7 protein-coding genes are annotated in these 11090 nt (G+C 67.2%); 1 reads left to right on the top strand and 6 read right to left on the bottom strand.

Going from position 1 to position 11090, the window contains the following annotated elements; translation table 11 throughout:
- Window positions 1-423 precede the first annotated feature (423 nt).
- The 6 genes from gyrB to rpsT all read right to left on the bottom strand — a co-directional run bounded on the left by gyrB (window position 424) and on the right by rpsT (window position 10489).
- The gene (gyrB, locus tag A6A05_RS18275) at window positions 424-2850 is read right to left on the bottom strand and encodes a DNA topoisomerase (ATP-hydrolyzing) subunit B (protein WP_172822319.1); all 2427 of its coding nucleotides are present in this window, start codon (window positions 2848-2850) and stop codon (window positions 424-426) included.
- Between the two features lie 142 nt (window positions 2851-2992).
- Entirely contained in the window at window positions 2993-4144 is a 1152-nt protein-coding gene (gene recF / locus A6A05_RS18270; protein WP_156521139.1) for a DNA replication/repair protein RecF, read from the bottom strand.
- Complete coding sequence (gene dnaN / locus A6A05_RS18265) at window positions 4141-5259, bottom strand: DNA polymerase III subunit beta (RefSeq protein WP_068504356.1); 1119 nt, start codon at window positions 5257-5259, stop codon at window positions 4141-4143. The genes recF and dnaN overlap by 4 nt, the downstream gene beginning before the upstream one ends.
- Window positions 5260-5350: 91 nt before the next feature.
- Window positions 5351-8287 carry a tetratricopeptide repeat protein gene (locus tag A6A05_RS18260; RefSeq protein ID WP_068504354.1) on the bottom strand — a complete coding sequence of 979 codons (2937 nt, stop codon included), beginning with the start codon at window positions 8285-8287 and terminating at the stop codon, window positions 5351-5353.
- Window positions 8288-8296: 9 nt separating this feature from the next.
- Window positions 8297-9664 carry a chromosomal replication initiator protein DnaA gene (gene dnaA / locus A6A05_RS18255; RefSeq protein WP_068504352.1) on the bottom strand — a complete coding sequence of 456 codons (1368 nt, stop codon included), beginning with the start codon at window positions 9662-9664 and terminating at the stop codon, window positions 8297-8299.
- Window positions 9665-10216: 552 nt separating this feature from the next.
- On the bottom strand, window positions 10217-10489 hold the full coding sequence (gene rpsT, locus A6A05_RS18250; RefSeq protein ID WP_068504350.1) for a 30S ribosomal protein S20: 273 nt from the start codon (window positions 10487-10489) through the stop codon (window positions 10217-10219).
- Window positions 10490-10636: 147 nt separating this feature from the next.
- Between rpsT and A6A05_RS18245 the strand changes: the two genes are divergently transcribed.
- Window positions 10637-11017: a hypothetical protein gene (locus A6A05_RS18245; RefSeq protein ID WP_068504347.1), complete on the top strand. Its 381-nt coding sequence runs from the start codon at window positions 10637-10639 to the stop codon at window positions 11015-11017.
- The last annotated feature ends 73 nt before the right edge of the window (window positions 11018-11090 follow it).

Here is an 11090-nt window from a genome sequence, read left to right as displayed (position 1 = left end):
CAATCCGGCTTCTCAGAGGTCCGGCTCGTCCGGGGCTGGCGTCATGCTTGCCGGACCTCAGAGAACCTTCCAGATTCAAAGGCATCACCGCGAAAGAACCCTCCGCCAACATTAATCATGCGCCCATTTCGCGGGATAAGTTTCTGCGCGTCTTCGTAGTTGAGACCCAATAAGGTCTCAGAATTGTGCCCTTCCTGGGCATACATGGGGCCAGAGGCAATGCATGTGGCGAACGCCAATGCCGCTGCGATGAACGTTCTGCCGCTCATGTCCCCCCCCCGGAAAAATGCTCGGCTAATTACCGCGCAGTCGGCAACTGTCGCATGAACACGATGCGCGCTATAAACGAAAAACGAGGCGGATCGCTACCCGCCTCGTTCTAAGCGCAAATTTCTCAGTTAATGCGGTAACCGACAAACGCCCCTACACGTCCAGATTCGCCACCTTCAGCGCGTTGGACTGGATGAATTCGCGACGCGGTTCGACCACGTCGCCCATCAGGGTCGAGAACACCTCTTCCGCGTCGTCGGCGTGGGCGACCTTGACCTGCAGCAGCGAGCGGGCCTCGGGGTCCAGGGTGGTTTCCCACAGCTGATCGGGGTTCATCTCGCCCAGGCCCTTATAGCGCTGGAAGGCGATGCCCTTCTTGCCCAGATCCATCACCGCGCCGACCAGGGCGACCGGCCCGTCGATGCGGGTCTCCTTGTCCTTGGCGACCAGGGTGGCGGCGCCCTGATAGGTCTCGATCAGGGTGGCGGCGATCTCGTCCAGGCGCCGGGCCTCTTGCGAGCGCACGATGGCGGCATCGACCGCATGGGTCTCGGTGACGCCGCGCAGCGTGCGGCTGAACAGCCAGCCGTCGCCTTCCACCCATTGGGCGGCCCAGCCGCGTTCCAGATGGCTTTCCAGCGCGTTCAGGCGGGCGGCGATGGTGGCGCCCATGGCCTCGCCGCTGGCGCGGTCGGTCAGCAGGCTGTTCTTGAAGGCGCCGGCGATGGCCGCCTGCTCGACCACCTTCATCGGCAGGCGCCGGGTCAACGGGGTGATCAGGGTGCGCACGGTGCGGGCCTGCTCGGTCAGACGCTTGAGGTCGGCGCCGCCCAGCTGGGCCCCCGACGACAGGTTCAGCACCGCGTCGGCCAGGCCGCCATCGATCAGATATTCCTCGAGGGCGCGCTCGTTCTTCAGATAGACCTCGGACTGGCCGCGCTTGGCGCGGTAAAGCGGCGGCTGGGCGATGTACAGATAGCCCTTCTCGATGATCTCGGGCATCTGGCGATAGAAGAAGGTCAAGAGCAGGGTGCGGATGTGGCTGCCGTCGACGTCGGCGTCGGTCATGATGATGATCTTGTGATAGCGCGCCTTGGCGATGTTGAAATCGTCGCGGCCGATGCCGGTGCCCAGAGCCGCGATCAGCGTGCCGATTTCCGCCGACGACAGCATCTTGTCGAAGCGGGCGCGCTCGACATTCAAGATCTTGCCCTTCAGCGGCAAGATGGCCTGGTTGGCGCGGTTGCGCCCCTGCTTGGCCGAACCGCCGGCCGAGTCACCCTCGACGATGAACAATTCCGACAGCGCCGGGTCGCGTTCCTGGCAATCGGCCAGCTTGCCGGGCAGGGTGGCGATATCCAGCACGCCCTTCCTGCGCGTCAGTTCGCGGGCCTTGCGGGCTGCCTCGCGGGCGGCGGCGGCTTCCACCGCCTTGCCCACCACCTTGCGGGCTTCCTGCGGGTGTTCCTCGAACCATTCCGCCAGCTTTTCCGACACCAGCGATTCGACGATCGGGCGCACCTCGGACGAGACCAGCTTTTCCTTGGCCTGGCTCGAGAATTTGGGGTCGGGCATCTTGACCGACAGCACGCAGGTCAGGCCCTCGCGCATGTCGTCGCCCGACAGCGCGATCTTTTCCTTCTTGGCGATGCCCGATTCGTTGGCATAGGCGTTGATGGTCCGCGTCAGCGCCGCGCGGAAGCCGGCCAAGTGGGTGCCGCCGTCCTTTTGCGGCACGTTGTTGGTGAAGCACAGGCAGGTCTCGTGGTAGCTGTCGGTCCATTCCATCGACAGCTCGATGCGCACGGTTTCCTTTTCGGCGGTGACCAGGATGGGGGCGTGCAGCGCCTCCTTCGAGCGGTCCAGCCACTGGACGAAGGCCTGGACGCCGCCGTCGTAATGCAGCGCCACCTCGTGCGGCTCGGCGTGGCGGTGGTCCTTCAGGGTCAAGGTGGCGCGCCAGTTCAGGAAGGCCAGCTCGCGCAGGCGGTGTTCCACCGTGGCGAAATCGAACTCGGTGAACGAGAAGGTGCCCTTGGACGGCAGGAACAGCACCTGGGTGCCGGTGCGGTCGCCGCAATCGCCGACCACCGCCAGCGGCGCCTCGGGCTCGCCCAGGCGGAAGCGCATGAAATGCTCCTTGCCGTGGCGCCAGATGCGCAGCTCCAGCCACTCCGACAGGGCGTTGACCACCGAGATGCCGACGCCGTGCAGGCCCGACGAGATGCGGTTGGCATTCTGGTCGAACTTGCCGCCGGCATGCAGCTTGGTCAGCGCCACCTCGGCCGCCGAGATGCCTTCCTCGGCGTGGATGGCCACCGGGATGCCGCGGCCATTGTCGGTAACCCGCACCGAGCCGTCGGCGTTCAGGATCACTTCGCAGGAATCGCCATAGCCGTTCATGATCTCGTCGATGGCGTTGTCGACCGCCTCGTAGATCATGCGATGCAGGCCCGAGCCGTCGTCGGTGTCGCCGATATACATGCCGGGACGCTTGCGCACCGCTTCCAGGCCGCGCAGGACCTTGATGGAATCGGCGCCGTACTCTTCTTCGGCGATGGCGGTCACGGGTTCGGTCATCGAAATTGATCCTCTGCTCATACAAAATCCGAATGGTTCATTCGGATTTCAAAAGTCCTCGCCGGGCGCCAGCTCCGCTGGCTTGGCCGCGCCCTCAATGGGCGCCAAATACGGAACCCGAATGAATCATCCGGGTTCCGTATCACGCATCATGGGCGACGGAGGACTCCGCCACCTTGAAGAACTGCGCCCGGTCGCCGAAACCGGCGAACAGATGGGCGTCGGTGCCGGTAAGCCAGCTTTGCGCCGACAGCCCGGCCAATTGGTCGAACAAGGCGTTGCGGCGCTCCTCGTCCAGATGCGCCGCCACCTCGTCCAGCAACATCAGCGGCGCGATGCCGCTCAAGTCCGTCTTGACCCGGGCCTGGGCCAGGACGATGGACACCAGGACCGCCTTCTGCTCGCCGGTCGAGCATTGCCCCGCCGGCATGTCCTTGGCGGCGTGCCACACCCCGGCATCGGTGCGGTGCGGCCCGAAGGTCGCCGCCCCCGCCGCCCCGTCACGCGCGCGCGCGCGTAAGAGAGCGGCCCGAACCATGTCCTCGGCCTGGGCCGCATCGGCCCCGGCCAGCATCTCCTCGACCTCGCCGGCCAGCGTCAGGCGCGCCGCCGGAAACGGCCCGCTTTGACCGCCGGCCTCGGCGTTCAGCCGCTCGGCCGCCCGGACCCGGGCTGAAGCCATCGCCACCCCGTGGCGGGCCATGCCGTCCTCCAGCATCGCCAGCCAGGCCGCGTCGCCACCGCCCCCCTTCAACAGCCGCGTGCGTTCCCGCATCGCATGCTCATAGGCGGCGGCATGGGCGCCGTGCTCGGCGTCCTGGCCCAGCGTCAGCCGGTCCAGGAAGCGGCGCCGACCGCCGGCGCCCTCGATCAGCAACCGGTCCATCGCCGGCGTCAGCCACAGGGCCGAGGTCAACAGCCCCAATTGCTGGGCCTTGGCCGCGCGGCCGTCGATCTTGACCACCCGGCGTTCGGTGCCGGGCTGGCGGCCGGTGCCGATCTCGACCTGGCCGTCCGGACCGTCCAGAACCGCCGCCACGCCCCAGCCGTCGATGGCGGCGCCCTTGCGAGTGACCTCGGCCAGGGTGGCGCGGCGCAGGCCGCGTCCCGGCGTCAGGAATGACAGCGCTTCCAGAAGGTTGGTCTTGCCCGCCCCGTTGGGGCCGGTCAGCACCACCGGACGCGCATCGGCGTCCAGGCGCAGGAAGCGGTAACAACGGAAATCGGTCAGTGTCAGACGGCGAACCGCCAGATGCTGAGACCGCAGGGCAGTGTCCTCGCGCTCCGTGATCACACCCGCATCGGCATCAGCACATAGACGGCGCTGCCGTCGGCGGAATCCTTGACCACCGTCGGGCTGGCGGCGTCGGCCATCGAGAAGCGGGCGCCGTCGCCCTCGACCTGGGACAAGATGTCCAGCAGGTAGCGGGAGTTGAAGCCGATTTCCAACGGCGCGGCGTCGTAATCGGCCTCGATTTCCTCGGTGGCGTTGCCATTCTCGGGGCTGGAGGCCGACAGGGTGACGGTGCCTTTTTCCAGGGCCAGCTTGATGGCGCGGCTTTTCTCGGTCGAGATGGCCGAGACGCGATCGACCGCCTGGGCGAAGCTTTTGACATCGACGTCCAGGGTCTTGTCGTTGCCCTCGGGGATGACCCGCTCGTAATCGGGGAAGGTGCCGTCGATCAGCTTGCTGGTCAGCACGGCGTCACCGAAGGCGAAGCGGATCTTGGTTTCCGACAGCGACACGGTGATCTCGCACTCGGTCTCGTCGATCAGCTTGCGGATCTCGTTGACGGTCTTCCTGGGCACGATGATGCCGGGCATGCCCGCCGCGCCGTCGGGGCGGGTGATTTCCACCCGGGCCAGGCGATGGCCGTCGGTGGCGGCGGCGCGCAGCACCTCGCCGGCCGGGGTGGTGGCGGCATGCAGGTAGATGCCGTTCAGGTAATAGCGGGTTTCCTCGGTCGAGATGGCGAAGCGCGTGCGGTCGATCAGCGTCTTCAGCTCGGCGGCCGACAGGGCGAAGGAATGCGGCAACTCGCCGCCCGACAGAACCGGGAAATCCTCGACCGGCAGGCAGGACAGCGAGAATTTCGACCGTCCCGAGCGCAGCGACAGCAGGCCGTCCTCGGAATGGTACTCGATCTCGACCTGGCTGCCGTCGGGCAGCTTGCGCACGATCTCGTAGAAGGTGTGGGCCGGGGCGGTGGTGGCGCCGGGTCGGCTGACGTCGGCGGGCACCGTCTCGATGATGTCGAGGTCCATGTCGGTGGCGTTCAAGGACAGCGAGCCGGGACGGCCCTCAAGCTTGACGTTGGACAGGATCGGGATGGTGTTGCGTCGCTCAACGACACTTTGGACGTGAGCCAGGGACTTCAACAGCTGGGAGCGCTCGATGGTCAGCTTCATGGCGTTCTGGATGGATCCGTTGATGCCTTATGGTCCCGCTTGCAAGCAGGGTCGCGCAGTATATCACAGCAAGGCTAACCGCAAAGCGGATTCAGGGGCTGGTCAGGCCGGCGGACAGCTGGCCCAGGGCCTCGGCCCAATCGCCGTCGGCGGACTGGCGGTACACGCGGCAGGCGGGGAACCACGGCGAGCTTTCGCCGGTCACGAGCCACCGAAATTCCGGCGGCCGCGGCACCAGCACCTCGACCGGCCGGCCCAGCGAGGCGGCCAGATGGACATTGGTGTTGCTGACCGCCACCTGGCGATCCAGCAGCGACAACAAGGCGGTCATCGCCTCCAGGTCGTCGTTGGCATCCGAGCAATCCAGAACCTCGCGGCCCAGGGCGGCGGCGAAGGCTTCGATCTCGTCCTTGAGGGGACTGCGCTGCAGCACGACGATGCGAGCGTCCTGTCCGCGCAAGGATTCGGCCAGCAGGCTGGGCGCGATATCCTTGGACAGTTTGTTGAAGCCGGAGATGCCGGCCCGCCAGGTGACGCCGACATAGGGCGGCGGGCCGAAGGCGGCCAGGCGGGCGCGGGCCTGCTCGACCAGCTCCGGCAGCGGGGCCAGCTCGATCGGCGGCAGCGGCCCGGGCTCGGCCAGCAGCCATGGCAGGTCGCCGGCCCAGATGCCGATATTGGCGGTGATCTTGCTGGTTCCGTCGGCGGTGCGGGCCAGGAACGGCAGGCGGGCGGCGATCGGGGCCAGCTTCGGCCCCGGCACATAGGTCAGGTTGGCCCCGCGCGCCGCCAGGCGTTCGACGAAGCGCATCAGGAACAATTCGTCGCCCAGACCCTGCTCGCCGACCACCAGCACCTCATAGCCGTCCAGCCGCTCGGGCAGCGGCCGCACCGGGATGCCCGGCCGACCCAGGGCGGTATGGCGATAGCGGTAATGGTCCCAGCCTTCGGCCAAGCGTCCCAGCGCCAGCAGCATCATCGCCAGCGACCCGCGGGCGCGGTGGTTGCCGGGATTGCGCTTCAGGCACTCGGCCCAGGTCGCCTCGGCCTCGTCATAGCGCTCCAGGGCATAAAGCGCCTGGGCCAGCGAGTTCAGGCTTTTGTCGGCATTGGCATCGGGAACGGTCAGCGCCTTCCTCAGCAGCGGCACCGCCTCGGCCGAGCGGCCCAGCAGATGCAGGCAGGTGCCCTCGATGGCGGTGGCGCCGACGGCGCGGGCCTGCTCCAGGGCCTCGTCGGTGCGGCCGGCCTCCATCAGCACCGAGGCCAAGAGGTGACCCAGGCCGGGATGGTTCGGCGCCAGCGCCAAGGCCTTGCGCAAGGGGGCGACCGCCTCGTCGGGCAATTGCACGGCTGCCAGCGCCTGGCCCAGGAAGCGCCAGACATCGGCGGAAGGGGCCAACCTGGCCAGTCGCTTCAAGGGGGCCACCGCCTCGCCGGGGCGGCGATCGGACAGCATGAGGGCGGCCAAGAGGTGCAGGGCGTTGGGATCGTCGGGGGCCTGGGCCAGCAGGGCGCGGCATTCGCCTTCGGCCTCGGCCAACTGGCCCTGGTCCTTCAGGGCGATGGCGGCGGCCAGGCGGTCGGATTGGTGGGTCTGGCCGGTCAAATCGGCGGTCAGGGCCGCCAGGGCCGGGCGCCAGGTGCCGCCGCCTTGTTGGCGGTAAAGCCGGACGCCGGGGAACCACGGCGATTCCTCGCCCTTATCCATCCAGCGAAATTCCGGCGGATGCGGCAGCAGCAGGTTGGCCGGCTTGCCCAGCAGGGCGGCCAGATGCAGGTTGGTGTTGCTGACCGCCACCTGCCGCTCGAGCAGGGACAGCGCCGCCAGCATGTCTTCCAGGTCTTCATTGGCGTCGGACAGGTCCAGCACCGGCCGGCCAAGCGCGGCGGCGAAGCGCTCGATCTCGCCCTGGTCGGGGGCGCGCTGCAGCACCACGATGTCGGCCTCGACCGGGGCCAGGGCGGTGGCCACCCCCTCGGGCGACAGCGCCTTGGACAGCCGGCCGACCATCTGGGTACCGGCCCGCCAGGTCACCCCGATCAGCGGCCGGGTCGAAAACGCCGCCAGCCGGGCCTGCAGGGCCTGGACCCGATCCGGCAAGGGCGCCAGGGTCAGCGAGGGCAGGGGGGAATCGGCGTCCAGCAGCCACGGCAGGTCGCCGAGCCAGACATGGTGGTCCGCCTTGGGCGTCTCGTCGGGGCCGACCGATCCGTCCAGCACCGTCAGCCGGGCGGCCAGGGCGGCCAGCTTGGGCGATGGCCGGACCAGCACGCGGGCGCCGCGGGCGGCCAGGGGGGCGGCGAAGCGCAGAAAGAACAATTCGTCGCCCAGCCCCTGCTCGGTTTCCACCAGGATGGTCTGGCCGTTCAAACGCTTGGGCAGGTGGCGCGTCGGTGGGTGAGGCCGGGCCGAGACGTGGCGGCGGCGATAGAGCGACCAGCCGTCGGCGAACAGCCCGCGTGACAGCCGGATCAGCCCCAGCGCGGCGGCGGCGACATTCATGCCCGGTTCCAGCTCCAGGCAGCGGGTCAGCGCCGCCTCGGCCTGATCGGCGCGGCCCAGGCTCCACGACAGGATGCCAAGATGGCCATAGGCCTGGGGCCGTTCGGGATGGATGTCGATCAGGCGGCGATAGGCCGCCTCGGCCTCGTCATGGCGGCCCTCGGCGACCGCCACCAGGGCCAGCACTGTCTCGGCGGCATAAAGTTCGCCGCCGGCCGCGTCGATGGCCGCCTGCGCGGTGGCCTTGGCGTCGGCCAGGCGGCTGCAATCATGGAGTGCCAAGGCCAGCTTGGCGCGATTGTCGGGACTGGTCTCGATGGCGGCGGCGGCTTGGCGGCAGCACAGGACCGAACCCAGCCGGCCCAGCCTTGCGTGGGCTTCGGCCATCAGGTCCAAAAGGTTGGTGCGGGTGGGCGTGGCGGCGAAAGCCTGGCCCAGCATGGACAGCGCGCGATCGGCCTCGCCGTCCAGGATCAGGCCGGCGGCGCGCGCCAAGAGATCCTGGTCGTCGCCCCTGGCCATCGGCTGTCCCTAGCCCTGCAGCATGCGGCGCAGCAGGTCGACGTCTTCCGAGAAGTTCTGGTCCGAGGCCTTCAGCTCCTCGACCTTCTTGACCGCGTGCATGACGGTGGTGTGGTCGCGACCGCCGAACTTGCGGCCGATTTCCGGCAAACTGCGGCTGGTCAGCTGCTTGGCCAGATACATCGCCACCTGGCGCGGCCGGGCGACCTGGCGCGAGCGCCGGGCCGAGCCCATTTCGGCCAGCTTGATGTTGAAATGCTCGGCGACCCGCTTCTGGATCTCCTCGATGGTGATGCGCCGGTCCGAGGCGCGCAGCAGGTCGTGCAGCACTTCCTGGGTGGTTTCCAGCGTGATGGCGCGACCGACCAGCTGCGAATGGGCGACGACGCGGTTCAGCGCGCCTTCCAGCTCGCGGACATTGCTGGCGATCTTGTGGGCCAGGAATTCCATCACCTTGGGCGGCACCGGCACGCCCATCTGCTCGGCCTTGGATTCCAGGATGCCCAGGCGCAGCTCGTAGGTGGTGGCGTGCAGATCGGCGACCAGGCCGGAATTCAGCCGCGACTTCAGGCGCTCTTCCATGCCTTCCAGGTCCGACGGCGACTTGTCGGCCGAGATGACGATCTGGCGGCCCTGATCGACCAGGGCGTTGAAGGTGTGGAAGAACTCTTCCTGGGTGGCGTCCTTGCCGGCGATGAACTGGACGTCATCGACCATCAAGACATCGACCGAGCGGAACTGCTCCTTGAAGCTCATGGTGTCCTGGCTGCGAAGCGCCCGGATGAAGCGGTACATGAACTTCTCGGCCGACAGGTAAAGGACGCGACGGCTGGGATCGTGCTCGCGGATGTGCCAGGCGATGGCGTGCATCAGATGGGTCTTGCCCAGGCCGACGCCGCCATAAAGGAACAGCGGGTTGAACGACACCTGGGCGGCCTCGGCCACCCGGCGGGCGGCGGCATAGGCGAATTCGTTGGGCTTGCCGACGACGAAATTCTTGAAGGTCAGGCGCGGATCCAACTGGGCGCCCAGTTCCTCGACCTCGGGGGCCGCCGGGCTGGCGGCGATGGCGGCCGGCGCAGAGCTGGCGACCAGGGTCGGCTTGGCGAGGGCCGTCTTGCCGGCCGAGGTGGCGGCGGCATCGACGACGATATCGACGGCGCGGATCGACGGGTCCTCGGCGCCCCACAGGACGCGCAGACGCTCGCCGTAATGGGTGGCGACCCAATCGCGCATGAAGCGGGTCGGCAGGGCCAGGCGGACGGCGCCGTCCTTCAGGCTGTGCACCACCACCGGGCGCAACCAGCTGCGCCAGGCGGCATCGCCGACCTCATCGCGCAAGCGGCCTGCAATCCGCTCCCATTGGCTGTTGATCATTCTTTATCCCCGAACACTAGCCTTTAACGGACTCAGGTCGCCCGATCCTCTTGACCGAACGCCCCTTGACCGAACACAAAAACGCGAGTGATGCGCGGTGTGCGCAACCCCTCCCGTTTCGACGAACCCGATGTGAATGAAGGACTTCTTCCCTCATCCACGCCAACGCGCCGCGGTCCCCAAACCGATGATCGGCGCGGTCGGCAGGTCCTTCCCACCCTGTAATCCCCAAACCCAATCAGTAGATAACCACAATATGCGGCTGGAAAGCAACGGCCATGAAGTGCAAACACAATAAAAATACCAGCCCCACAATAAATAGCGGGGGTTATACTTAAAATTATAGCAAGTGTTTGTCAGATTTACTTCGCCCGGGTCGAGCGAGGAACCGGACTCTATCGATCGATCCGACTCGATTCAACGGGATCGGAACAGGAACATGACAAATTTTTTGCTTGCAATCCGCAACCCCAGGGAATCCGCCGATTGCAAACGACAAGGGCCGCGCCAGGAAGGCGCGGCCCTTGAAAACAAAGGATTTTTCGCCGGGCTTTAGGTCAGCGGCTTCATGTCCTTGACGCGGGCGGCCAGGCGCGAAACCTTGCGCGACGCGGTGTTCTTGTGCAGCACGCCGGCCTGGGCGCCGCGCACCAGCTCCGGCTCGGCGGCCAGGAAGGCGGCCTTGGCTTCTTCGGCGTTACCGGCAGCGATCGCCAGCTCGACCTTCTTGACGAAGGTGCGGATGCGGCTCACGCGGGCGCGGTTCACCTCGGTGCGGCGCTCGGTCTGGCGGATGCGCTTCTTTGCCGACTTGTGATGGGCCATGTGATCAACCTGCAAGATAAGGGTTCAGTCGAAATCGAAGGCGCGGTTATAAGTGCAGGGCATCGGGGGCGTCAAGCGGGAATCTTCACCGCGGGTCGGCTCGTGCAGGCGCGGGGATGACTTGGGCTCCGTGGCGCGCTATGGTTCTTGATCACTTCGTCGCGCGAAAAGGCCGCCGCCATGGCCAGTGCCGTCCGCTTGATGCCGAACCATGACCCCCACTGGCGGGCCCGTCTGGCCCAGGCCCGGGCGCGTCAGGCCGACCTTCTGGGGCACGAGGGGCTGCTGACCGCCGCCGAGCAGGCCGAGCTTGAAAGTCTGCGCGGAATCATCAAGGAAGCCTTCCGCTCGGGCTTTCGCACCACCGCCGAATATCGCGATTTCCAGTTCGCGCGCGCGCGTGAGGTTCTGGATGCCGAGGGCATCGCCCTGGACCTGCCGTTCCTGCCCGACGACGCCACCCTGGACGAGATCGACCGCGCCCTGGCCGCCATCCGCCAGACCATCGAGGCGGCGACGGCGGGTTAGACCCTATGTTCGCCCCCTGAAACGGCTGGCGGTCCGTCCCACGGCATGTCCCAATCGAGGGTTGCGCCGGGCT

The sequence above is a fragment of the Magnetospirillum moscoviense genome (assembly GCF_001650635.1).
GTDB classification, from domain to species: Bacteria; Pseudomonadota; Alphaproteobacteria; order Rhodospirillales; family Magnetospirillaceae; genus Magnetospirillum; species Magnetospirillum moscoviense.
The sequence above is the reverse complement of the archived record's forward strand: the minus strand, read 5'-3'. Positions and strand labels throughout refer to the sequence as shown.